This window comes from Pseudoalteromonas sp. UBA6610 (assembly GCF_002433295.1).
Lineage (GTDB): Bacteria > Pseudomonadota > Gammaproteobacteria > Enterobacterales > Alteromonadaceae > Pseudoalteromonas > Pseudoalteromonas atlantica.
The window spans coordinates 1-325 of record NZ_DJHW01000012.1 but is presented as its reverse complement, the minus strand read 5'-3'; the positions used below and the strand labels follow the sequence as shown (position 1 = coordinate 325).

The 325-nt window shown below is 40.6% G+C and carries 1 protein-coding gene; it reads right to left on the bottom strand.

Translation table 11 applies throughout. The features are described 5' to 3' along the window. A partial coding sequence (locus B4F91_RS01295) for a UDP-3-O-acyl-N-acetylglucosamine deacetylase (RefSeq protein ID WP_288635336.1) occupies positions 1 to 325 on the bottom strand: 325 nt, incomplete at both ends.

Sequence of the window (325 nt, the reverse complement as noted above, 5' to 3'; positions counted from 1 at the left end):
TTTTTCTTTTATACGAATAAAGCGCTTCGCGACATTTTGCTCTTCAATGCCACCTTTTTGTAATAAATAAATGAATGGTAATGCACTACCATCCATTATTGGTACTTCTGAGCTATCAAGTTCAACAATCAGATTGTCGATCCCCATTGCCGCAACAGCTGCAATTAAATGCTCAGTAGTTGATAAGCGAACACCATCTTTGTTTATTAAACAGGTACACAATTGCGTATCACCAACGGCTTCAGGCGTTGTTTCAAAATCAACAACCGGATCAAGGTCGACACGACGAAATACAATCCCAGTATTTGCGCTCGCAGGTCGGAGA